The organism is Cocleimonas flava (assembly GCF_004339015.1).
GTDB classification, from domain to species: Bacteria; Pseudomonadota; Gammaproteobacteria; order Thiotrichales; family Thiotrichaceae; genus Cocleimonas; species Cocleimonas flava.
Genome location: NZ_SMFQ01000002.1, coordinates 953183 through 978388, shown reverse-complemented (window position 1 = coordinate 978388; position 25206 = coordinate 953183). Strand labels below are relative to the sequence as shown.

Sequence of the window (25206 nt, the reverse complement as noted above, 5' to 3'; positions counted from 1 at the left end):
TACATTTGCTAAACATAGAGTTGTTTACTAGTCTTTAGTATGACTTCTGATGTCACTTTTATTCGGATTAGCTATCGAATTATCGTTTTAACCCTTCTCGCATTAACGCTTGGCAGTATCGCTTCGCTCGCTGCAATAGCATTTATTGAAGCAGTAGACTGGATGAATGATGTATTACTTATTTCACCTCGCTCTCGCATTCAGCTAAACAATCCATTTTTACTGACTGCAGCTACAGTATTAGTGCCCACTATTGGTGGCCTGATTGTTGGTTTTCTTATACAAAAATTAACCATTGAAAAGAGACCTTTGGGGCCTGCCGATGCAATTAAAGCGGTACAACTTAGAACATTTTTACCAGATACACGATCTGGTTTTGTTTCAACCTTGGCTTCGCTGGTTTCGCTTGGCAGTGGTGCTTCAGTGGGCCAATACGGTCCTATGGTTTACATGGGTGCCATAGCGGGTAATTTTGCCAGTCGTCTAAAACTCGATATACCCAATATCCAAACAATTGCAATTGCCTGTGGTGTGGCTGCTGCCATCTCCACCGCATTTAATGCGCCTATTGCCGGTTTGGTTTTTGCCCATGAAGTGATTTTGCGTCATTACTCATTGCAAGCATTCGCGCCAACTACTGTCGCTTCTGCAACCGGTTACGTTTTTGCCAATATTATTTTTGATAGTCCTCCACTGTTTCTTGTTCATTTTGATGGCGTGGCTTTTGGTTACGAGTTTTTGCTGTTTGCAATTTTGGGACTAGTCTGTGCGTTCTTAGCTGTTATATTTATGCGACTGTTAGCTTCTACTAGTGCGTTTTCGGAGAAGTTATCATTACCCACTATTTTTAAGCCTGCTATTGCTGGATTAGCTGTGGGAATCATCGCTTTACAACTTCCTGATGTACTTGGAATAGGTAAAGAAGCATTGCGCTTTGCAACCATAGAAGGCGCATTTAGTAGTGGAGAACTGATTCTATTACTAATTGCTAAAATGGTGCTGACTGCACTCTGCTTAGGCTTTGGTTTTGCTGGGGGCGTTTTCAGCCCATCGCTACTGATTGGTATTTTGTTTGGCACGCTATGTTGGACCTTATTAGACTTTATCAGCATACCCAATTCTGGTGTCGTGGTTTACGCCATCTGCGCGATGATGGCCTTGACCAGCCCAATCATAGGAGCGCCTTTAACCACAATTCTTATTGTTTTTGAATTAACCCATAATTACGATTTAACCATCGCTGCCATGGTCAGCGTCGTATTTGCAAATTTACTCGCCTATAGATTACACGGTCGCTCCATTTTCGATGTCGTTCTCGCCAGTAAAGGTGTCGACTTATCGTCTGGAAGAGATAGAGCGATGCTTGAAAACATCAATATATTAACCTTGGATAATACCGATTTTGCTAACTTAAAAGACACATACAGTATTGAAGAATCTCTGATTCAGCTTAAGCAGGTTGGTCGTTCTGCCGGAGCAATCACTAATCATAACAATATATATTTAGGTGTTGTACGAACCATTGATTTAATTGGTGAAGAATCCCAAGCAATTACCAACCTCATCAGAAAGGATATGCCAGTACTCAATGAGAAAACATCACTTTGGCAAGCCATGTCTGCACTCGAGGGATTTACTGGCGAAGCTGTTCCAATCGTCGATTCTAGTAATGGTGAATTGATTGGCATGGTACCTGAAAGTGAATTGATTACTGCCTATCAGAAGATTGCCAATGATATTAGGGATGAAGAAAATGAAGGCATTTAATCATTTTTTTATCTTCCTGCTCTGTAGTTATTTTTCTACAACGTTACTCTACGGCCAATCAGAATTAACCATAGCCACATGGGGCGGCAGTTATGAAAATGCACAGCAAACTGCTTTATTTCAACCTTTTGAAGTTGCCACTGGTACCTTAGTAAATACCCAGAAATACTCTGGCGATCTGGCAATTTTAAACAGTGATTTACTCCCTGATATTATCGACATGACATTAGGCGATGCACTTATCGCCTGTGATAAAAAACTGATTCATAAGTTGGATTATAAACAGATTCTTATTAAGGATAAAAAACACGAAAATCCTAAAAGCGACTTTGTTAAACATTCGATTTTACCGTGTGGAATAGCACATCTCTCATACTCAACTTTGATTGCTTATGATGAAAGAGAATTCACGGGAGAAAAGCCTCAAACAATATCTGATTTCTTCGATATCAAACGTTTTCCGGGGAAGAGAGCACTGAATAAATCACCCTCTGATATTCTGGAGTGGGCGCTGATTGCCGAAGGAGTGCCCATAGATCAAATTTACGATTTACTCAGTACAGAACGTGGTATGCGTATTGCTTTTCGCCGCCTGGATAGTATTCGGGATGAAATTATATGGTGGGATAATCCAAGGCAAGCAGCATCATTATTATCAACTGGTAAAGCTGTAATGGCTTCAGGATATAACGGAAGGTTCTTTAGTGCACAACTCGATGGCGCGCCCATAACCATGATCTGGGATGCTCAGATTATTGACTGGAATGTATGGGTCATCCCCAAACAAAAGGATAGTAATTCTAAAACTGTCTTGAAAAATAACTTTATCCGTTTTGTTATAAAAGCCGAAAACATGGCTAAACTGGCAGAGATTATTCCTTACGGACCTAGTAGAAAAAGTGCCTTACGCAGAATTGGTCTACATGCTGAACAAGGCTTTTCTATGCGTGATCAATTGCCAACAGCCACCCATCATTTAGATAGGGCCTTATTCAGAGATGCAAATTGGTATGCCAATACTCAGAATTTAAGGAAAACACGATTCTGGGATTGGTTAAATCAAAATAAAATGGGTGATGCTAAAGAAGACAATTAATGATCTAGCTTTCTACAAACCCTAATCTAATACCTAAACCAATCAAAATAACACCTGTCGCCTTGCCAATTAGTGTGCTCACTTTTTCGTTATTACTGAGTACTTCACCAAATTTGGAAGAGAATAAAACCACAGAGATAAGTATGGGCAATGATAAAACAAGAAACAGTAAACCCAGCAAAATCATATTGGTAAAAGCATCTGAATCCGGTTTTACAAACTGAGGCAAAAAAGCCATAAAAAATAACGCTAGTTTTGGATTAAGCGTGCTTGAAAGCATGCCTTCTTTTAATAATTTAAAATCAGATGCTTTGTCTTTAGTTTTCTTTATTTCTAAACGCCCTTTTTGTCTAAATGCTTGAATACCCAGATAAATCAAATAGAGTGCGCCAACAATTTTAATAACGGTAAATGCATACGCTGAAGTTAATAAAATTGCCGCAGCTCCTGTGGCTGCTGCTAAGGTGTGAAACATAACCCCGATAAATAAACCGGCGATAGAAATGAAACCGGCGCGAATACCTTGAGAAATACTGCGAACCATAACATAGATAAAATCTTGCCCGGGTGTCATGGCTAATATCAATGTTGCAGTGATGAAAAGTGATAGGTTTTGCATAAGAGATAATCAGCTTACTTGCTCAACAAATAAGTAATCTAACTTGTTCCTCTGCTGACTAAAAACAAGCCAGCACCAATCATAATACTGCCTGCAGTTTTGTTTAATCGTTTTAAAGCCTTTTGCGACTTTAAATATTTTCTAACCGAAGATGCCATTACAGCCACTAGCATCAAACCAACCATTAAAGCTAGCAGGGTTAACCCGCTGACTAACACAATATCCGAAGTAGACAGTTTGGTTAAGTCCATAAACGTTGGTAAAAACGCGATATAAAAAAGTATCACTTTAGGATTTGATGCAGAAATTAAAAAGCCTTGAACAAAACTACTTAACCAGGAAGATCGGCTTACTTTATTTTTTTGTATTTCTACATCGACTTTAGTTGTCCACATTTTCCAACCTAAGTACATCAGGTAAGCTGCGCCTATAAACCGTATCGTTGTAAATAAACCACCATAATTTTCTGCAATTGCTGCAAGACCAAATGTTGCCAAGATCAAATAAATAACATCGCTAACAGACATTCCCAAAGATAATGGAATACATGATTTTGCACCTGAATTTAAAGCACGTGCCAGTATTGCAAAGATGCCTGGACCAGGAGTAATACCAAAAATGAATATTGCGAGAGTAAATGTAATCGCTGCTTCTAAAGACATGGCTAACCTAAAAAACTGCTTATAAGTGGGGGGGTGGCTTTTCGCTGTAGACTAAGCCTGTTTTAATCGAAATAAAAGCTTTATTTACCGATACAAAAACTACTAAAGATCTCACCTAATAAATCATCTGAGGTAAATTTTCCGGTGATTTGACTAAGCTCATCCTGCGCCAGTCTTAACTCTTCTGCCATTAATTCTCCGGCATTGAATTCAGTTAATTGCATTTCTGCATTATCGACAAATTCCTGAGTTCTTTCTAACGCTTGAAGATGTCTTCTTCTTGCTATAAAAATCCCTTCATTATTATTCTGATATCCCATTCTTTGTTTGAGTTCTTCTTTAAGAATATCTATACCAAGATTGTATTTAGCTGAGATATTTATAATATCTTTTTCTTTTCCGGCATCTTTGGCATTCAAGTCAATTTTGTTTTGCACAACAATTAGAGGCAATGATTGTGGTAGTTTTTTGACTATCTCATCACTTTTTGTAGATAAGTGGGTATCGCCTAACAGCAAAAGCGCAATATCTGCTTTTTCAACTGCTTTCCAGGCACGCTCGATTCCGATCTTTTCAACAGGATCGTCACTGTCTCTAAGACCAGCAGTATCCACTAAATGTAATGGCATACCATCAAGGTTGATAGACTCATGCAATACGTCACGTGTAGTGCCAGCTATATCAGTAACTATAGCAGTATCGTTACCCGATAAAGCATTCAGTAAACTGGATTTACCTGCATTAGGTTCACCGATAATAACGAGGTTTAAACCGCTTCTTAACAAGCTTCCCTGTTTTGCTTTGTAGGTGATTTCAGTGAGTTGATCTTTAATAGCCTGCAAACGTTCTAAGACTTTTTTATCCGCTAAAAAATCAATTTCTTCTTCTGGGAAATCTAATGCCGCTTCGACATAAACACGCATCTCAATCATCTTAATCAACAGGGAATCTATCGAAGAAGAGAATTCACCTTGTAAAGAACGTAACGCAGATCTTGCTGCTTGCTCAGAACCTGAATCTATCAAATCAGCAATAGCTTCTGCCTGTGTAAGATCGAGTTTATCGTTGAGGAATGCTCTTTCCGAAAACTCACCAGGTTTTGCTATTCGTGATCCCAATTCAAGACATCGTTTTAGAACCATATCCAAAACAATTTGACCGCCATGACCCTGGAGTTCTAAAACATCTTCGCCAGTAAACGAATTGGGAGAGGGGAAAAATATGGCAACGCCATCATCAAGAGTTTCTTGATTAGCATCTTTGAATAGACGATGTGACGCTTTAAAAGGAAGTGGTAAGGAACCTAGTATATCAACGGCCATATCGCGAACGTATGGCCCTGAAATACGAATGATACCTACACCACCTCTACCGGATGGTGTAGCTATTGCGGCAATTGTATCGATGGCATTCATCATTTACTAATACCACTACATGTTAATCAACGTTGATAAACCTTTATTGCAAAGGAATAGTTAACTATCCGTCGCCTATTATCTTTTTATTGATAAACCACTGCTGGAAAATAGAAAGAATGTTATTAACAACCCAGTAAAGTACAAGACCAGCAGGGAAGAATAAGAACATCACAGTGAAGATAACCGGTAGATAGGTAAATATCTTTTGCTGCATCGGATCTTGAACAGCAGGTGGATTCAGCTTTTGCTGAATAAACATACTTGCGCCCATTATGATCGGTAATACAAAGAACGGGTCTTTGATCGACAAATCTTTATACCAAAGAATCCACGGTGCCTGACGTAACTCTACACTCTCCTGAAGTACCCAATATAAACCCATAAATACCGGCATTTGGATTAGCATTGGCAAACAACCACCTAATGGGTTTATCTTCTCTTTACGATAAAACGCCATGGTTTCTTTTTGCTTAGCTTGTGGATCGTTCTTATATTTTTCGCTAATTTCTTTTATCTTTGGACCAAGCTTTTTCATCTTCGCCATAGAACGATAACTAACCGCTGATGGGTAGAAGAAAATAAGCTTTATGAACATGGTTAATAGGATAATTGTCCAACCCCAGTTGCTCACAATATGTCTGTTAATGAAGCTCATTACCCAGAATATTGGTTTAGAAACAAACGCAAATATCCCGTAATCAACTGTCAAATCCAGACCCTCAGAGATTTCAGCCAATGTCGCCTGATCAGTTGGCCCTACGTATAGTTGACTGTCGAAACTACCCGATGTACCTGGTTGAATATCTTTAACAGGAGATTTAACACCGATAATGTAGTTATCACTAGATTTGTTATAACGGGTGTAATAGGTGTTTGTTTCTTCTTTAGAAGGTATCCAGGCACTTACAAAATAGTGCTTCAACATGGCTACCCAACCGCCTTGAATTAATCGGCTGGCTTTTTCTTCTTCTGGTAATGCGTTAATTTCAGAACTATTAAGATCTTTTAACTCACCATCTTTTATTTCATCGAAATCAATTTTGTCGTACTTATTATTGTAATAAGCAGGACCAACGTAGGCGATAGCGCCACCAAGTAGACTGCCTGATCTCTCATGTTCTTTATGAGTCAGTTCTAAATACTCATTACCAGACCATACTTGATCTGTTTTATTATCAACGGTCTGAATTTGTTTAACCAAAAAAGAGCCACGTTCAAATATAAACGTTTTAGTAACAGTGATACCTTGTCCATTGCTCCAGGTTAGAGGCACTTGAAGTGTGTCTTGACCATCTTGTAGAGAATATTCGGTACTCTCAGTGTCAAAGTTAGTGTAATGATTAGGTGCAGAACTTTCACCATTGCTTCCACGATAGATAAGACCAGCTTGTGCAGCGTACTTCATTTCTCTATCAATAATACGTGTTGCTTTATCCTGTTCTTCTAAACTAACTGGATGTGTCGGTAAATCAGCTTGAACTATGGTTCCACCCACTGTGCTGATATACATATCGAGTACATCAGTTTTAATGTGAATTTGTTTAGCTTGTGCATTTGTAGCAGCATTATTTGCCGAAGGAATGACATCTGAACCATTTACCGAAACACTAGAACCCGAAGGCACTGAATTATTTCCATTAGCAGATTGTTGAACAGACGTGTTCGCTGAAGGGATAGGCTTTGGTGCATGTTCTTGTTGCCAAGTAGACCAAATTAAGAAACCTAAAAATACTAAACTTAAATATAGAAAAGGGCGTTGTTGATCCATGACTAAAAAGACTCTATTCGTTTGATAATGCAGGGAATTTTTTACGCATGAAACGCCATTGTGTTTCTATTTGCCTTTGCATCTCCGCATTATCTAAAGAAAGAATGCCTGGCTTACACATAGCGACGATATCAACATTAGGTAATGAATGTTGATTTAACCTGAAGCTTTCACGGAATAATCTTTTAATGCGGTTTCTATCTACAGCTCTTTTTGCGCATTTTTTAGATATAGCTAATCCTAATCTAGGATGATCTAAATTATTTGTTCTGGCTAATACAGTTAAACAACGATTACCAAAACGCTGTGAATCACTGAAAACAAATTTATAGTTTTCAGCATTCAACAATTTCAAGTCACGATGAAGATGAAGCTTAATATTACTGTCAGCCACATCTATTGCGTTCACTTTAAACTGAAATCTTAAGTTGTTTAAAAAACTTAAAACTTAACAGCAGAGTGATGCACGACCTTTTGCACGACGAGATGCTAAAACTTTACGTCCACCAACAGTGCTCATACGTGCGCGAAAACCGTGTGTACGTTTACGCTTTAAATTACTTGGTTGAAATGTTCTTTTCATGACTAAAAACCTATTAAAATCTGTTATTTATAACTTCGTTATGAAGATTGCATTCTACAATTGATCATATTGCTATAATCAAATTACTGTAGGAACGCAAAGGGCGGAAAAAATACGCTATGATTGTCTCAATGTCAAATAATATATTATTTTTTTGAACCAAAAACTGCTTGTGGATAACTTATCATAGAGAGTAGTATTTGACCTTCTTAAGTACGATACAAAGCATTTACAAATTATAGCTTTATGACAGTACTAATAATAAGAATAGAATGTGTATAAATAGTAGTTTGTCCCCTAACAAATTACCTCTATAGCCATTCAATTAAAATACTAATATTTTCAACCCACTAATCAATTATTGGTTTAACGGTTTAATCCTTAAATTGTCATAAATTTCGTAGGAGTATCATCTATGCTCTGGCAACAATGCCTGAATAAACTAGAGTCAAAATTATCAGACCAGGAAATTAATACCTGGTTACGTACTCTACATGGTACACAGCATGATGATGTTTTAGTACTTCTAGCCCCAAACACATTCGTCTTTCAGTACGTTAAAGATCAACACTTGGAAACCATTAAAGATGAAGTTAAGAAAATCTCTAATGGCAATAATATTCAAGTGATTCTGCAGATTGGTGCTGGTGATACGCTTTCGTACTCAGAACCTGTGCCTGCTGAAGCTTCTATCACAGCACCGAGTGCGCCGCCTGTTTTAAACAATAATACTCAAAATGTTTCTAATCCACAGCCACAACCTATTATCAATCAGAAAAGTTTTACCAATAATTTAAACCCTACAATGACTTTCGACAATTTCGTTGAAGGTAAATCTAATCGTTTAGCTGTAGCTTCAGCCAAACAGGTGGGAGACAACCCTGGTCAATCGTATAATCCTCTATTTATTTATGGGGGAGTTGGTCTAGGTAAAACGCATCTAATGCATGCAGTCGGGAATCAAATAAGAGAAAACAATCCGAATGCCAAGGTGGTATACCTTCATTCAGAACGTTTTGTAAACGACATGATTACTGCTTTACGAACTAACAGCATTGATCAATTCAAATTATATTACCGAACTGTTGATGCATTACTCATCGATGATATACAGTTTTTCGCTGGCAAAAAAAGCTCTGTGGAAGAATTCTTTCATACGTTTAATGCACTGTTAGAAGGCCAAAAACAAATAATCCTCACTAGTGATAAATACCCCAGAGATGTAGAAGGCATCGATGACCGATTAAGGTCACGACTAAATTGGGGTCTAACCGTCGAAATCGAGCCACCAGAGCTTGAAACACGCGTAGCTATACTAACTAAGAAGGTAGAAGAGTTTCATCTTGATTTACCAAAAGATGCAGCATTTTTTATTGCAAAACGTTTTCGTTCGAATGTCAGAGATCTAGAAGGAGCCTTGCAAAGAGTCCTTGCTAGTTTACGTTTGCATCAACGTACTGACATTACCCTTGATTTTGTTCACGACGCCTTACGCGATCAGTTAGCAAGCCAGGATAAAATGGTTACGGTTGATAACATTAAAAAGACCGTTGCCCAACATTATAATATAAAGACTTCTGATCTTGATTCTAAAAGACGTACTAGATCTATAGCAAGACCAAGGCAAGTAGCCATGAGCTTGTCTAAAGAACTGACTAATCATAGTTTACCTGAGATAGGTACCTTCTTTGGTAATAGAGATCACACTACTGTATTACACGCATGTAAAAAAATTAAAGAATTAAGAACAGAAGACACAACTTTAGACGAAAGCTATCGTATACTAGAAAGAACCTTAACAAGGTAATATTTGTAAAAGGATAAGACGTTATTAAATGCTATGTAAAACTAATAACAAGCTGTGGATAAAAAACTGTTTAATTTTAGAACCAGACTTATCCACAGTTCTTACACACATATAATCATTTTTATCAGATACAATATCAACACCCATTTGTATCTTTAAATATATGATTTAATTGTATTTATTAACTTTGTTAACAGTAAAGCATTACCCCTATTACTACTATTATCTTTTAAATATATATATAATATAAATATGAAATTAACTATTTCCAAAGAAACATTGCTCGATCAACTCACTCATGTTGTCGGTGCTGTAGAAAAAAAACACACTAGCAAAATTCTTGAAAATATATTAATTCAAGTCTCAGAAAATCAATTAAGCCTTGTTGGTACAGACCTTGAAATTGAAATGTCTTCTAAACTTGATATTCAAGCAGAAGAACCTGGTCAAATTACTGCACCTGCAAGAAAGCTTTTTGATATTTGCAAAGCTTTGCCTGCTGACTGTTTTATTTTATTTGAAACGGAAGGTGAAAGACTTCACATCAAAGGACTTAGAAGTAAATTTGAATTAGCAACGTTACCTGCAGAAGAATATCCACTGCTTGATGATATTCCGATACAAAACGAAATCACTATTCCAGAAAAAGATTTAAAACTTTTGATGGAAAAAGTCTCATTCTCAATGGCGAATCAGGATGTCAGATATTATCTAAATGGTTTGTTGTTAGAACTATCTGATAATAAACTTTTGGCAGTTTCTACTGATGGACATCGTCTAGCAGTTTCTGAATTTACAGTTGAAGATCTTAAATTAGATTCTCCTTTGAAAATCATTGTGCCACGTAAAGGGATTCTAGAATTAACTCGTTTACTTGATTCTACCAGTGAAATTCCCGTTGCCTTACAAATCAGCGATAACCATATTCGCGTTCACAAAGATAATATTAGATTTACATCAAAACTTATTGATGGAAAATATCCAGATTATCAAGCAGCAATACCATCTAACTGCCAACACAATATCGAACTTGATCGAGAACAATTCAGAGATACTTTGTCTCGTGTTGCTATTTTGTCTAATGAAAAATTTCGTGGAATACGTCTAAAGCTTCAGAACGGTGTAATGGTTCTTCACAGTAACAATCCAGAAAATGAAAGTGCCGAAGAAGAAATTGATATCAATTATTCTGGTGAACTATTTGAAATCGGTTTTAATGTGACTTATTTGCTTGAAGCAGTAAATCATCTAGAAGGTAAAATTGTTCATCTTGAATTATCTACACCTGATAGCAGTGCCCTATTACATTCATCGGATGATTTGCAAACACGTTATGTTGTTATGCCAATCCGTTTGTAATTATATTTCATATCTTCTGATCTTATGTGGATTCAGAAACTCAACATTAAAAATGTACGCTCAATTCAGGATGAAAGTTTAGACTTTTGTCCTGGATTCAATATCATCATTGGTGATAATGCTTCTGGTAAAACAAGCTTACTCGAATCTTTAAGTTTATTATCTAGTGGTAGATCATTCAGGTCTTCCCATATTTCTGAAGTAATCAAATATCAACAACCATCAGCTTTGGTGAATGCTACACTCAATAATAATAATTCTTCAATAAAAATGGGTATTGATAAAAGCCAGAGTAAAACGTCAATTCGTATTAATCAGAAAGATATTTTTTCTCAAGCTGAACTTAGTTCTCATTTACCTATAACGATAATTCATCCAAATTCTTTAGAACTGATTACTGGAGCTCCATCGTTACGAAGAGCATATATCGATTGGTTGGCTTTCTATATTTTTCCTGATTTTTATTCAAAGTGGAAAACCTATCAGCATGTTTTAAAACAAAGGAATATCTGTTTAAAGTCACCTAAACATTTTTATGCCTTAGATAAATGGACAAGCGAACTCGTTATTAACCAGCCTGAAATTATTAAATACCGACATCAAACGGTTGAGTTAATTAAACCGATACTTCAAAAAATTACATCTGTGTTATTACCCGAACTTGATATCAATATTGAATTATATTCGGGCTTTCCAAATGATATTCAAACGGATTCGAAATCCTTACTGGATTTCTACAAATCAAAATCTGATATTGATATTAAATTTAAGCGAACGGTAACTGGTGCTCACAAGGCTGATCTAAAAATTAACCTAGGCGATACATCTGCTTCTCAGTCTGCGTCGAGAGGACAACTTAAACTAATTGCAATATCTTTACTTTTAGCTCGAAGTGAAATTATTCTTGAAACGAAATCCAGTAAAGGTATTTTGTTAATTGATGACTTATCTTCAGAGTTAGATGTTATAAACCAGAATAAGCTTTTAAAATTCATTTCAGATTTGAAATTACAATCCATCATCACCACTACCAAACCTTTAACTTATGATTTGGACCAAGCAAAGATGTTTCACGTGAAACACGGGTCATTTTCTGAATATCAAGGTTGAAGAAGTCTAGCTAATCTAAATACATTTCCTGCTAAATGGTATATAATTTGTCGGTTATATTTGCCTGCACAAAAATAAAATTCTCAAGCAATTTTAAGTGCCTAAAATCTTATAGATAGGTTGTAAAGAATGTCTGAAAAAAATGATTACGATTCTTCGAGTATTACGGTCTTAAAAGGACTTGAAGCTGTTAGAAAAAGACCCGGTATGTATATCGGTGACACAGACGATGGAACTGGTCTTCATCATATGGTGTTTGAGGTCGTCGATAACTCGATAGATGAGGCCTTAGCAGGTCACTGTACCCAAATTACTGTAAAGTTGAATACAGACGGTTCTGTGACTGTTTCTGATGATGGTCGTGGCATACCTGTTGATGAACACGAAGATGGTGGGTCAGCTGCTCAAATTATCATGACGGTACTTCATGCCGGTGGTAAGTTCGATGATAATTCATATAAAGTCTCTGGCGGACTTCATGGTGTTGGTGTTTCTGTTGTAAATGCTTTATCTGAAAAGTTGACGTTAACGATTCAGCGTAACGGTGAAGTTTACAGACAAGAATACAGTATGGGAGATCCAACCACAGAAATGGAAGTGGTTGGTAAAGCTGAAAAGACAGGTACGAAAGTTCGCTTTTTACCGAGCAAAGAAATCTTTGCAATTCACGAATTTAGTTTTGATATTTTAGCGAAAAGATTAAGAGAATTATCTTTCCTGAATTCAGGTGTAAGAATTCATCTTATCGATGAACGTGGTGAAGGCGAAGATATAGTTTTCGAATATGAAGGTGGTATTAGCGCTTTTGTTAGTCATCTGAATGATAAGAAAACACCGATACATGAAAAAGTTATTAGCTTCGATACGATGAAAGATGATGTTGGTGTTGAAGTGTCTTTACAATGGAATGACTCGTATCAGGAAAATATTTTCTGTTTTACTAATAATATTCCACAGCGTGATGGTGGTACTCATCTCTCCGGTTTCCGAACAGCACTGACAAGAACGTTAAATCAATACATAGAGAGAGAAGGTGTTTTATCGACTAAAAAGAACGATAAAGTTTCTTTAACGGGTGATGATGCGCGCGAAGGTTTAACCGCTGTGTTATCTGTGAAAGTACCAGATCCTAAGTTCTCATCTCAAACAAAAGATAAATTAGTCTCTTCAGAAGTGAAAGGTATTGTTGAATCTGCGATGGGCGAAAGCTTGTCAGAGTTTTTAATAGAGAATCCGAAAGAAGCAAAAATCATCTGCGCTAAGATGGTTGAAGCAGGAAGAGCTAGAGAAGCTGCACGTCGAGCAAGAGAAATGACTCGTCGTAAGGGCGCGTTAGATATAGCTGGTCTACCAGGTAAACTTGCAGACTGTCAGGAAAAGGACCCGGCGCTTTCTGAAATATACTTGGTGGAGGGTGATTCTGCGGGAGGTTCTGCAAAACAAGGAAGAGATCGTCGAACTCAAGCAATTTTGCCACTCAAAGGTAAAATTCTGAATGTAGAGAAAGCTCGCTTTGACAAAATGCTAGGTTCTGCAGAAGTAGGAACTTTAATAACTGCATTAGGTTGTGGTATCGGTAAAGAAGAATTTGATCCCGATAAATTACGTTATCACCGTATTATTATCATGACCGATGCGGACGTCGATGGATCTCATATCAGAACGTTACTCTTAACGTTCTTCTATCGACAAATGCATGAACTAGTAGAAAGAGGCCATATTTATATTGCTCAACCTCCGCTTTATAAAATAAAGAAAGGTAAACAAGAACAGTACGTAAAAGACGATGATGAGTTAAACGAACGTTTATTACAATTAGCACTAGAAGATGCTGGTCTGTTTACTGAAGAAGGATCTCCTGCGATTAAAGGCGAAGCGCTTGAAAAACTAGCGAATGAATTCCTTGTTATCAATAATATAATTAAACGTCTATCACGTCGTTATGATCAAGATGTATTAGAAGCAATGCTGTTTACGTCTGCTGGGACTAAAGACATAGATAGTACTACGGGCACCGACTGGTTAAATGGAGCGGTAGAAACGGCGAATGAGAAGTTTAATGGCACTCGTAATTATAAAGCTCAGTTAAAAGAACTAGAAGGTGATGATTGGAGTATCCAAATCACTCGCCGTATGCATGGAGTAGATACAGAATATTTCTTTAATAAAGATTTCTTTGCTAGCCCTGAAATGACCTTATTAGTTGAATTGAACAGAAAACTAGATGGCTTGCTGAATGAGAAAAGTTATATACAACGTTCAGATAGACGAGAATATGTTTCTCGCTTTGATAATGTTATAGCCTGGTTAATGAAGGAAGGTCAAAGAGGACTGAATATTCAACGCTATAAGGGTCTGGGTGAAATGAATCCTGAGCAACTTTGGGATACAACAATGGATCCTGAAACCCGGAGAATGCTTCGTGTAAATATTCAGGATGCGTATCAGGCAGATGAAATTTTCTCTACGTTAATGGGTGATTTAGTAGAACCTAGACGTGAGTTCATAGAAAATAATGCATTGAATGTTGCCAATCTAGACGTATAGAAAAGTACAGTTATGAAGATAATTACAGCAAATACAAATGGTATTCGTGCTGCTGCAAAAAAAGGTTTTTTTGACTGGCTAGAAAAACAGGATGCTGATGTTACCTGTATTCAGGAAACCAAGGCTCAAGTCCATCAACTTGAAGATCCTATATTTCATCCTGGGTTTAGTTATTACAATGATGCCGTTAAAAAAGGTTATAGCGGAACCGCTCTTTATTGTAAAAGAGAGCCCGATGATTTGATAAGCGGGACAGGCTACGAGACATTTGATTCAGAAGGACGTTATCTAGAAGCTAAATTTGGCAACTTAAGCGTTATCTCTTTGTACATGCCTTCGGGTTCGGCGAAAGATGAAAGACAGCTTATTAAATATGAGTGTATGGATTTCTTCATGAATCTTATGGAAGAAATGAAATCTTCTGGTAGAGATTATATTATTTGTGGCGATTGGAATATTGCCCACAAGAATGAAGATATCAGGAACTGGAAAGGCAATAAAAAGAACTCTGGCTTCCTTCCGGAAGAGCGTGCCTGGTTAGATACCCTTTTTGATGATGTTGGCTTTGTAGATGCGTTCAGAGAATTAGAACAGGAAGAACATAGCTATACCTGGTGGTCAAATCGAGGTCAGGCTTATGCTAACAATACTGGTTGGCGCATTGATTACCATGTACTGAGTCCTTCACTCAAAGGAACTGTTAAGAAAACAGAAATCTATAAGGATGAGAAATTCTCAGATCATGCGCCTCTGATAATCGATTATGACTATGACATTTAATTGATTAGCGCTATTGATGAATCAGGAAATCAAGATAAAAAAGTGCTCTAAAGTAGGGGGGTGCCTTATAAAGAATTAAAAAGGCACCCCCCTACTTTAAGGCTATATATTCATTCCCTGTTAACAAGGTTGGTGATTAGCATGCCAAGAATAGCTAAGAAAATTTTTATTATTACTTTAGCTATATTTGCTGTTGTCGCATGTCAAACTAAAGCAGATAAAAATTATTCTTCTAATTTAGAAAATAAAAATAATACACAAGCTCAGGTGTGTTCAAATCCAAGACCTGAAATGTGTACGAGAGAATATAAGCCAGTTTGTGCAGTTGTAGATACTAAGGTTAGATGCGTAAAAGCACCCTTTCCTTCAACTATCAAAAAGACCTATTCGAATAGCTGTACGGCCTGTAGTGATAAAAATGTCTATGAATATAGTTTAGGTGTTTGTAAGTAATTTCTTTTTATTATCAGTTACTTAACAAAAGTATATTTATAATTTCCACTGCTTAAGATGAGTTTATTCTTGTCTAAGAAATCAATTCCGTACTTAAGAATTATATCGTCACCGTTGATAGGTGAAAGATTTGTAACATATAAAATCTGACGTTTGATATGCCAATTTTCAGCATCTACAGAAAATGCATCGGGTATTAAACACGCATCTCCTACAGACTTGTAATATCTGTTTTTATAAAACGTTTGTGACCACGATGTATCTCTACAATCATCAGCTTGGCGTTCGTATTTCCAGGTCCCACTTGTTAGTGTTTTTTCAATATTGACGTCTTTTTGAGATTTAAGCGGATGTGATGACATAGTATTAGTAGCAGTATTAAAATTGCTGCAACCCGTAAAAAGAACAGACAATAATATTAGCGGTATAACTTTCATCAGAAAAAATCCATTTAGCCCATTAGAGTGAATATTGTTACGCATTGTTACATAATGTTAAGAGATAAAAAAGTGTTTAGCCCAGACAAATAGGGTTATAAAGTAAGTAAGAAATTAACAATATCTTGTTGTTCTTTAACAGTTAAAGAAATAGGTGGAAGATCAACTTCTAGCGCCCTTTTTTCATCAATACTATTGTAATATCTTAAAACTTCTTCTAAATTATTAAACCTGCCATCATGGATATAAGGTGCAGTTTTAGATAGGTTTCTTAGAGACGGTGTTTTAAAAGCACCAGAAAGACCATGCTTGTTTCTATTGATGTAATTTAATTCAACACACTCTTCTTTTTTTGCATCACTGTATTTGCTTAAACAATTAAACTCATCATGAATAACAGCATTTATAACTTCTGATCTACCGTTATCGTGCGCAAGAATCCCGGTTCCTATATTGTGAAACTCTTTATTAGTAAAAAGTGGACCGCTATGACAATTTGAACAACCTGATTTTTGATCTATAAAAAGTTTATAGCCGTTTATTTCAGATTTATTAAGAAGTGAAGAACGTCCTGTGACCGATAACTCATACGCAAATTTATCAAAACGTGATTCTTTAGATTCAAGTGTGGTGACATAAGAAGCAATCGATTTGCCAATATTAGTAAAAAATAAATTTATTCTATCTCTTTGATTGCTATTAAGTTTTTTCCATTCTATTAAACCTTGTAAATCTGCATTAGGGCCAGCCTTAGCAGGTAGATTTGTAGCTATAGAGGTTTTAGTTAGAGATTGTTTAAATACAGATTCGTACAGAGTTTTATAAGTATTATCATTAATGAATAAATTAAATAACTCTACTCTGGTGAAGTTTTGTTCAGCGGGGTTTTCAATAGAACTTAATACTTGTGCCCAAAGGCTGTCTTTACTTCCATCAGCAAAAAACCAGTTATGGTGTGCTGAATTCAAAAGCGTTGGTGTGTTTCTAAATCCTTTTTGTAAGCCAACAGCAAGGTTATGATTGTCTGTAAAAGATTTTTCTTTTATATGACAAGAAGCACAGGATATCTTTTTATTACTACTTAAACGTGTATCAGAAAATAGTTTTTCACCTAATGAAATAACGTTTTTATCTAATAAATATTTGTTTGACGGGTCTTTTACGGGTTGTAGTTTTTTAAGGGTGAACGCCGAGATCTGTTGAATGTCTTTATCTGACCAGCTATTAGCACTAATTGAAGAAACAATTAGTATCGAAAATAAGGTAAAAATTAGATTAAAAGAATACTTAATCATTGGATTTTTTGAAAATTAATCAATGACAAAATTAATAGTGACAATATCACGTGGCAGCTTTTTAGTTTTTTCAATCAGAAATTTAAGTTGCCAAGCACCAGGCATACTGAACTTTAAGCCTTTGATAATATATGCTTTTTTCTCACTATCCCAACTTATAGTTGGAGAGGTAGGTAAGCCATGATGATGTTCTGGCATACCACCCTCTATTTTAATAATAGCATTAGATATAGGATTAGAATTATCACTAAGAACCAAACTACATGGAAGAAAACCGCCCAAAGTGGGGGGGTGCTTACACAGTAAATCAACAGAGTAGTGTTCGTTTTCAGATACTTGTGATTTTTTCCAGCTAGCAGTGTTGTTGGCGTAAAGAAATTGGAAATATAAAAGCAGGCCGAAAATTAAAATAGATTTAATCATTGTTCTTAAATCTGAAAAATACATTGAATAAAATTAATCCCAGTAGACTGAATAACAGCATTATTGAAAGTGATCCACCACCAGAACTTGAACCAGTAGATGCTGCAGATACCACCCAATTAAACTGAGTAGAAGCACTTTGCTGTCCATCGGACACAGTAATTTGCACAAGATAGGTTCCTGCTGTTGAAATAACACCGCTAATTACACCTGAACTGGTGTTTATAGATAAGCCAGTAGGTAAATTAGAAACATTATAAATCAAGCTATCACCATCTGAATCACTAGCTTGAATGTTGAGAGTGATAGAGTCGGAGGTTTGACTATTTAGATTGGCTACAGTTGCAATGGTTGGTGCGTTATTAGTCACATCATCACTTAAGGTATTGCTTGCATTCCAGTCACGCGGAACTATTTTTAAATGACTCCAGTGCGCATCCATGTGGGGTGAATCTTCTGAGCGCGGCATATGGTAAAAGGTGACACCAGCCCAGACAACAATATCGTTATCGACGATGCTTTCACCATTTACAAATTCATCCAGGTTTGTACCGCCACTCGTATTGTGTGAGGCGAAGCGTTCGTTATCATTCTGAGTGGTAACGAAAAAGTCATTATGAGTAAATGGTTCACTGGCTGGGCCTATATCCTGATGACCCATTTCACTAAGAATGACATCATAAGAGATGCTGTGACCATTTTCATTTTTAGCTGATTTATCACGGACTCGCCAATGACGCATGGTTTCGGGGTTAACTTTACGAGCTGCTTCCGTAGAAAAAGGGATAATACTGCGTTCTCTTTTTCCATTTACGAGATTAAAATTAATTTCTTCTACAGCATCATCTAGATAAGTTTTATTAAGATCGAAGTCTAATTTCCAAAAGAAATTATGTAAATGTGCGATACCTACTCTGTTATCAGCTAATAACCAGCCTGTACTATCGTCTGTACCAAAACGTTGCAACGCACCAGTGGCTCCCATCCAGGGTTCAATTTTACCATTATCAAAAAATTTCCAGGTAGGTATATAGTAATAAGCGCCAACCGGTGAAACACTGAATAAACTTAAATAATAACCATTTTCGGTATTAGTGCCTGATTTAAATGAAATGTCCTGTTTTGTGGTTTGTTTGCAGAGTACGTTTTTTCCACTGAAAGGAATCAGACTTCCATCCGGACATTCATCAGATTGAAGTTCTAACATATTCAAACCACCGATCCCGAGATCAGATAAATCATGGAAACGAGTACCATTATCGTCATAAGGTACATGTATTTGGGCAATAGCAACCTGGTTTAAAACCATTCTGCGTGTGCCATTTTTCGGCGTAAAATAGATACTTTTGAATATGATGCCTTCTCTATCTTTATGTTCCCAGCACATATCCCAACGTGCTCCATTGGGAAATATTTCATTCACATAAAATTCATCACCACAATTTTCAGCGGCATTAGCGTGACTAAACCCGAGTAAGGAAAGAGTAAATAGTAAAACTATTTTTATGAGTAATTTATTCAAAATGTTTGCTCTTATTATTTTATTCTAAATCTTAACAATCCAATAAAGCTAAGTAATATTAGCCATTCAAGTGGGACTGAACCCCCTCCACTAGAATTATCAGTGTCTGTATTCGTATTTGTACCACTATTTGTTCCATTTTCAGCTACATTTAATACAACTGTTTCAACAGAACTATCAAAAGTGCCATCATTGGCTATATATCTAAAGCTATCTTCACCTACATAATCTAAATTAGGTGTATAAATATAGTTTTGACCACTACCCGAAAGAATGCCGTTGTTAGGTTGGTCTAATAGTTGGTAAGTAAGTGTATCGCCATCAAGGTCAGATGCGGATAAAGTAATCTCACTAGTCGTATTGCTCCTGACACTAAATGATATAGAAGATGCAACTGGTCGACTTGATGAACTTGAAGTACCGCCTGAAAGTTGGTACTCAAAATAATCCAGTGCGTTAGGGTAAGTATCTATACTGCTACCGCCAAACGCATCATTGTCTCCTACAAAAATTACTCGCATCTTATCCGGATTTCCAATAAGACTTCTGGCAAAGCCTAATTCCACGGTGTTGGCATTATAGCTAACTGTGGCTGTTGCGAAATTGTTCCAACTCCAACTACTTCCATCACCAGTGTAGCTCTGAATTTGAGTACCTTCGATAACATATTCAGCGCCGACAGTGCCTATTTTATAGCCGCTATCAGGATTAGAATCGGTATCTATAAATGTTTGCCAACCCCAATTGATAAAGCTGCCATTATTAGCATCGGCATTGATAGCATTGTAACTTTGGTACATGAAATAAATATCTGATCCGTTATGAGCAGTCGCAGCACGTTGCCAATCAATAACGTTATTGATGCCGCCGATGTCATTACCATCTTGTGTATAAGCAGAGAGACTAGCCCACTCCTCGTTATTGCCATCGATGGATATGCTACTTACAGGGTTGGAGTAAGACCCACCTTCAGCTCCAGAAACATTTATGCTGACGGTAGCATTAGAACTAATGGCATTACCGTCATTTACATTAAACGTGAAACTGTCTTGCCCTATAAAATTACTATTTGGAACATAAGTCAGATTAGGGGCAACACCGGATAAAGATCCATTAGACGGGTTAGATACAATACTGTAAGTAAGATTATCGTCATTTGGATCGGATGCTACTAATGTAATGTTAACAGTAGAATTTGAATTTACAGAGACAGACTGTGTATAAGCGATGGGTCGCTCATTAGAGCCTGAATCTCCGCCGGTAATGTCGTATTCGAAAAAGCGAATACTGGATTGAGCATTATTTTGTCCGTTGGGATATAAGTCTGCACCAGAACCAGCATAAGAACTACTATCGCCTGAAAAACTCACTCTAATTGAATCAGGGTTGCCTAATTGGCTGAGAGGCAATGCTAATTCAGCTATATTACCTTGATATTGAGATTCAACTGAACCCAAGTGAGCCCAGCTCCAATTACTGCCGCTTCCGTCGTAACGCTGAATTTGATTACCTTCTAAAACGTAATCAGCACCGATAGCACCAGCCTGATAGCCGGTAGAAGCGTTCTTATCGGTATCTATAAATGTCTGCCATCCCCATGCTAGATAAGAACCAGAACTGTTGTTTGGATCGATATTGCCTCTGTTATTGTAGAGCAAATAAAGTTTAGAACTGTCATGCGCAAGTGCCGCATTCTGCCAATCAATATTTCCTGAAGCATCATCTGCATCGTCTTCAAAACGAATTAATGTCGACCAATCAGAATCATCTCCATTAACCGATATGGGGGAGCTTACATAGTTAGCAATAGCCCCATTGGTTTGTCCGTTTGTTACGGTAATAGATACAGTGGCAGATTGACTGTTTAATAAACCATCATTAGCTTGAAAACGGAAATTGTCTGACCCCGTGTAATTCTCATCTGCGGTATAAACCAGATTAGGAGCAGAGCCACTTAAAGAACCGTGTTGAGGTTGTTGGTTAACGGTATAACTTAAACTGTCATTATCAGCATCAGATGCTGTGAGTATTAAACTTATAGAGGCACCACTACCAACGGAAAGCTGTTGATTATTAGCGATAGGTGCTGAATTAGGTGAACCAGAACCCGTAAAGGTGTAGCTAAAGAATCCAGTATCTGGGTATCGGTCAGTACTATCACCATTAAATGCAGCATTATCTCCCAGAAATATCACTTTCATGCTCTGAGGATTCCCAATACTCGAACGAGGAAAGCTCATTTCAACATTAGCACCTGAATACATTAACGTTGAAGAAGTTACAACATCCCAACTCCAGCTGGTACCAGTACCTATATAACGTTCTATTACATTGCCATTAATGACGTAATCAGCACCTATAGAGCCTTGTTGATAACCGGTATTTACATTGTTATCTGTATCTAGAAAAGCTTGCCAACCCCAAGGAATATAGGAACCTGAAGTATTACTAGGGTCTACATTTTGTCTATTCTGATAAGTCATAAAGACATTTTGCGGGCTATGAGCAATAGCAACTTTTAGCCAATCTATTTGATTATTTTGACCACTAATGTCATCAGCATCATTACTGAAGTATTCTAAACTGCTCCAATCTGAGACTGCGCCATTAATAGTAATTGACGTAGTAGAGACTTCATTCGACGTTGAATTTGTAGGGGAAGATATAACCCAATTAAAAGATGTGTTAGCGGATGTCGAAGAATCGCTAACAGTAACCGTTGTAGAAAAATTTCCTGTAGTACTTAAGGTACCTGTTATACGCCCAGAATTTGCATTGATTTGCAAACCATTGGGAAGCCCAGTGGCACTATAACTCAGGCTATCACCATCTGAATCATTTGCCTGAATAGCAAGATCTATGCTGTTACCGACCAAACCTGTTTGATTCCCAGGAGAGGAAATTGTAGGTGCAGTATTTGTATTAGCAGATACAAGCCAGTTGAATAGTATTGAACTGCTGTCACTCCCATCGCTTACAGTTATGGTCGTACCATAGTTACCAGCAATTGAAGCAGTCCCTGAAATTAATCCTGAGCTACTATTTATCTGAAGACCATTTGGGAGTCCCGCCGCTGAATAACTTAAAGAATCACCATCAACATCAGTCGCCTGAATAGCTAAACTAACAGAGCTACCTTGTTGTGTATTTTGATTACTTAGTGAAGTGACAGTGGGTGGTGTATTGACAGGAATACTGCCTAAAGGATTCGATGCGTGCCAGTCACGCGGCACTATTTTTATGTGGCTCCAATGCGCATCCATATGTGGCGCATCTTCTGAACGTGGCATGTGATAGAAAGTAACGCCAGCCCAGACCACGATATCGTTATTAGTAATTGATTCACCATTGGCAAATTCTGCCAGGTTACTTGCACCAGTTGGATTATGAGAAGCAAACTTCTCTTCATTTTTTTGTTTAGTGACATAAAAGTCATTGTGCGTGAAGGGTTCACTCGCTGGACCTATATCCTGATGGCCAGCTTCATTGATTAAAATATCGTATGAAGCACTATGATTATTAATATTTTTAAGTGTTTTATCTTTTATTCGCCAATGACGCATCGTATCTGGATTAACTTTGCGTGCTGCTTCCGTATTAAAAGTTGTAATGGTTCTTTGTCTTTTACCACTGACTAATGGGAAGTTAATCTCCTCAACAACATCATCAAGGTGTGATCCGTTTAAATCGAAATCGAGTTTCCAGAAAAAATTATGTAGATGAGCGATACCAACACGGTTATCACCTAGTTTCCAACCACGGCTCTGATTAGATCCATAACGTTGTAATGCTCCTGTTGCGCCTATCCATGGTTCAATTGTACCGTCGTCCATAAAACGCCAGGTAGGAATATAGTAATAAGCACCAACAGGCGAAACACTAAAAAGACTTAGATTTTTAGCATTAACAACATTGTTGCCGCTTTTATGCGCTAATGGTCTAGATTCAATCTGCTTACATAAAACGTTTTTACCAGAAAAATTGAGTAAATCACCTGCCGGACATTCATCGCTATTTAAGCTAATAATATTATTTCCACCAATACCATAATCGGAAATATCGTGATAACGCGCTCCATTATCGTCATAAGGAACGTGTATTTGGGCTACAGCGGCATGGTTTAATATAAGACGGCGTTGCCCATTTTTAGGCGTGTAGTAGACATGATGGAAAATAATGCCTTCGCGTTGTCGGTGTTCCCAACACATATCCCATTTCGACCCATTAGGGAGAGTCTCATTAATAAAATAATCATCGCTACAATGTTCGGCCGCTTCTGCATTTTTTGTGGGCAAAGACAGAACTGTTAATGCGAGTAGAATACTAAGCAGTATGCGGCTGAAACTATTTTCTAACTGAATAATCATTTTATATTTTCATTACAGTCGATTAATCGATGTCCAGTCTCGAGGCAGTAGAATAAAGTTACTCCACTGAACAGCGACAGGAGAAAAGTCTTCATCTCTTGGAAGTGTGTGATGAGCCATGCGGTACCAGACAACAATATCTTTAGCGTTTGTATTTTGTGAATTTACAAACTCAGAAACGTTGCTGCCGCAACTACTTGCTGTATTGTTAACAGCGAATCTTTCACAGGCATTATAAGCAGTGATATAAACATCATTTTTTAACCATGGTGAGCTACTGTTGCCTTTACTCTGTTGTGCATAGTTGAGTAATACCATTTCATAAGACACGGGCTGGTTTGCATTATTTGTTTCGCTTTGGTCTTTAATGCGCCAGAATTTTTTATCAGCTGGCGTAAATGATGCTGCAAGTTCTGACGATATGGTTTGAGTCTGTTTAGTTTTAGTTAATCGATCAGAAGATGGAACACTTTTAATTTGTTCAACAACATCGTTACTATTACTGGATCCTATATCAAAATCGAGTCGCCAAAAGAAATGATCGGTGAAGCTGGTAGAGAGTTTATTTTGCGACGTTACAGGCCAACCTGCATTTGAATCTGTCGTTGTTTTCGTGAATTGACCGGTAATACCAACACCCGTTTCTATCGTGCCGTTTTCGAGAAAAGTCGAACGAATGATAAACTCTCTTGAGTTTATGTTTGATGCACTTAGTATTTCTAGTTTGCTACCTTGTCTGCGGATATTGTCTCTATATCGATAAATATAACCGTTGGCACTAGAGACTTCACACAATACATTTCTACCTGCATATTCGTGTAATTGACCTCCCTCACACATAGAAGTATTAAGTGTTTGCAAACTATTACCGCCTAAGCCGAAGTCTGTAACCAGGAATTGATCAGCTGAATCATCATCATATTCTGTTTGAATTTGAGAGAGACTCATTTCACCTATAACTTTTCTTCTGGTTGAATTAGCTGCTTTATAGTGAATATCACTTAACACCACGCCCTCTTCATCTCTCACTTCCCAGCAAAGATCCCAAGCGGCTCCTGAAGAAAAAGTTTTGGAAATTGTATTACCAGCAGCGCAAGAGAAGGTGTTTGGTCGCGCAAAACTTGAACTGGCAAATAACAACGAAGATAAAGTGAAAAGCGCGAAACCGGCTTTGATTATTTTATTACTCATAC

The 25206-nt window shown here is 37.2% G+C and carries 20 protein-coding genes; 8 read left to right on the top strand and 12 right to left on the bottom strand.

Annotated elements, in window-relative coordinates; translation table 11 throughout:
* Window positions 1–39: 39 nt before the first annotated feature.
* Complete coding sequence (locus EV695_RS04495; protein ID WP_131904705.1) at window positions 40–1767, top strand: chloride channel protein; 1728 nt, start codon at window positions 40–42, stop codon at window positions 1765–1767.
* A complete protein-coding gene (locus EV695_RS04490; protein ID WP_165874616.1) occupies window positions 1754–2863 on the top strand; it encodes an extracellular solute-binding protein in 1110 nt (369 codons plus the stop codon). Before EV695_RS04495 ends, EV695_RS04490 begins: the two co-directional genes overlap by 14 nt.
* Before the next feature lie 4 nt (window positions 2864–2867).
* On the opposite strand, the gene EV695_RS04485 is transcribed toward EV695_RS04490, so the two are convergent.
* From EV695_RS04485 to rpmH, 6 genes are all read right to left on the bottom strand, one after another.
* Window positions 2868–3482 (bottom strand): LysE family translocator, encoded by a 615-nt coding sequence (locus EV695_RS04485; RefSeq protein WP_131904703.1) that lies wholly within the window; start codon window positions 3480–3482, stop codon window positions 2868–2870.
* 38 nt (window positions 3483–3520) lie between these two features.
* Complete coding sequence (locus EV695_RS04480; RefSeq protein ID WP_131904702.1) at window positions 3521–4144, bottom strand: LysE family translocator; 624 nt, start codon at window positions 4142–4144, stop codon at window positions 3521–3523.
* A gap of 80 nt (window positions 4145–4224) precedes the next feature.
* On the bottom strand, window positions 4225–5562 hold the full coding sequence (gene mnmE / locus EV695_RS04475; protein WP_131904701.1) for a tRNA uridine-5-carboxymethylaminomethyl(34) synthesis GTPase MnmE: 1338 nt from the start codon (window positions 5560–5562) through the stop codon (window positions 4225–4227).
* A gap of 61 nt (window positions 5563–5623) precedes the next feature.
* On the bottom strand, window positions 5624–7330 hold the full coding sequence (gene yidC / locus EV695_RS04470; protein WP_131904700.1) for a membrane protein insertase YidC: 1707 nt from the start codon (window positions 7328–7330) through the stop codon (window positions 5624–5626).
* Between the two features lie 13 nt (window positions 7331–7343).
* Window positions 7344–7739, bottom strand: a complete 396-nt coding sequence (gene rnpA, locus EV695_RS04465) for a ribonuclease P protein component (protein WP_243651466.1) — start codon at window positions 7737–7739, stop codon at window positions 7344–7346.
* Window positions 7740–7778: 39 nt separating this feature from the next.
* The gene (gene rpmH, locus EV695_RS04460) at window positions 7779–7913 is read right to left on the bottom strand and encodes a 50S ribosomal protein L34 (RefSeq protein ID WP_131904699.1); all 135 of its coding nucleotides are present in this window, start codon (window positions 7911–7913) and stop codon (window positions 7779–7781) included.
* 415 nt (window positions 7914–8328) lie between these two features.
* Here rpmH and dnaA point away from each other — a divergent pair, with 415 nt between their 5' ends.
* The 6 genes from dnaA to EV695_RS04430 all read left to right on the top strand — a co-directional run bounded on the left by dnaA (window position 8329) and on the right by EV695_RS04430 (window position 15969).
* Window positions 8329–9720 (top strand): chromosomal replication initiator protein DnaA, encoded by a 1392-nt coding sequence (dnaA, locus tag EV695_RS04455; RefSeq protein WP_131904698.1) that lies wholly within the window; start codon window positions 8329–8331, stop codon window positions 9718–9720.
* Between the two features lie 252 nt (window positions 9721–9972).
* Window positions 9973–11079: a DNA polymerase III subunit beta gene (dnaN, locus tag EV695_RS04450; RefSeq protein ID WP_131904697.1), complete on the top strand. Its 1107-nt coding sequence runs from the start codon at window positions 9973–9975 to the stop codon at window positions 11077–11079.
* Between the two features lie 24 nt (window positions 11080–11103).
* Window positions 11104–12189 (top strand): DNA replication/repair protein RecF, encoded by a 1086-nt coding sequence (recF, locus tag EV695_RS04445; protein ID WP_131904696.1) that lies wholly within the window; start codon window positions 11104–11106, stop codon window positions 12187–12189.
* Window positions 12190–12318: 129 nt separating this feature from the next.
* Window positions 12319–14736 (top strand): DNA topoisomerase (ATP-hydrolyzing) subunit B, encoded by a 2418-nt coding sequence (gene gyrB, locus EV695_RS04440; protein ID WP_131904695.1) that lies wholly within the window; start codon window positions 12319–12321, stop codon window positions 14734–14736.
* A 12-nt stretch (window positions 14737–14748) separates the two neighbouring features.
* Entirely contained in the window at window positions 14749–15516 is a 768-nt protein-coding gene (locus tag EV695_RS04435) for an exodeoxyribonuclease III (RefSeq protein WP_131904694.1), read from the top strand.
* Between the two features lie 141 nt (window positions 15517–15657).
* Entirely contained in the window at window positions 15658–15969 is a 312-nt protein-coding gene (locus EV695_RS04430; protein WP_131904693.1) for a Kazal-type serine protease inhibitor family protein, read from the top strand.
* Between the two features lie 17 nt (window positions 15970–15986).
* Here EV695_RS04430 and EV695_RS04425 read toward each other — a convergent pair whose 3' ends face one another.
* The 6 genes from EV695_RS04425 to EV695_RS04400 form a co-directional block, all read right to left on the bottom strand.
* Complete coding sequence (locus EV695_RS04425; protein WP_131904692.1) at window positions 15987–16406, bottom strand: hypothetical protein; 420 nt, start codon at window positions 16404–16406, stop codon at window positions 15987–15989.
* A gap of 95 nt (window positions 16407–16501) precedes the next feature.
* The gene (locus tag EV695_RS04420) at window positions 16502–17701 is read right to left on the bottom strand and encodes a cytochrome-c peroxidase (protein ID WP_131904691.1); all 1200 of its coding nucleotides are present in this window, start codon (window positions 17699–17701) and stop codon (window positions 16502–16504) included.
* A 15-nt stretch (window positions 17702–17716) separates the two neighbouring features.
* Complete coding sequence (locus tag EV695_RS04415; protein WP_165874615.1) at window positions 17717–18124, bottom strand: FixH family protein; 408 nt, start codon at window positions 18122–18124, stop codon at window positions 17717–17719.
* Window positions 18117–19646 (bottom strand): copper amine oxidase, encoded by a 1530-nt coding sequence (locus EV695_RS04410; RefSeq protein WP_131904689.1) that lies wholly within the window; start codon window positions 19644–19646, stop codon window positions 18117–18119. The genes EV695_RS04415 and EV695_RS04410 overlap by 8 nt, the downstream gene beginning before the upstream one ends.
* Before the next feature lie 14 nt (window positions 19647–19660).
* On the bottom strand, window positions 19661–24013 hold the full coding sequence (locus tag EV695_RS04405; RefSeq protein ID WP_131904688.1) for an Ig-like domain-containing protein: 4353 nt from the start codon (window positions 24011–24013) through the stop codon (window positions 19661–19663).
* A 12-nt stretch (window positions 24014–24025) separates the two neighbouring features.
* Window positions 24026–25204: a copper amine oxidase gene (locus EV695_RS04400; protein WP_131904687.1), complete on the bottom strand. Its 1179-nt coding sequence runs from the start codon at window positions 25202–25204 to the stop codon at window positions 24026–24028.
* Between the last annotated feature and the right edge of the window lie 2 nt (window positions 25205–25206).